At 75.0% G+C, this 372-nt stretch carries 1 protein-coding gene; it reads right to left on the reverse strand.

All coding sequences use genetic code 11. The annotated features are described in order from the left end of the window. Positions 1 to 372: ATP-binding protein (locus JHN45_RS52605; protein WP_374195707.1), on the reverse strand; the 372-nt coding region annotated here is incomplete at both ends.

Here is a 372-nt window from a genome sequence, read left to right on the forward strand (position 1 = left end):
CGCCGGGGGTGGCGGCGGCGGGTCTGTCGGGGGCATCGGGTCCGTCGGCGCTGTCCGGGCCGTCGGGTTCCTCAGGTCCCTCGGATTCCTCAGGTTCGTCGGGGAGTGCGACGCCGTCCCTCGGCAGGAACGCGACGACCGCGAAGCCGCCCTGGAACGTGTTCCCCGCGGTGAGGTGTCCGCCGAGCATGGCCGCGCGCTCCCGCATACCGAGCAGGCCGTGTCCGGCGCCCGGGGAGGGCGGGGCGGCCTGCTGCGGGCGGGAGTTGGTGATGATCAGCCGTAGTCCGTCGGGGTCGTGGGCGACCTCGACGGCGACGGTGGAGCCGGGGGCGTGCCGCAGCGCGTTGCTCAGGGCCTCCTGGACGATGC

Origin of the sequence: Streptomyces sp. MBT53, assembly GCF_016654115.1 — a bacterium.
In the GTDB taxonomy this organism is placed as follows: domain Bacteria; phylum Actinomycetota; class Actinomycetes; order Streptomycetales; family Streptomycetaceae; genus Streptomyces.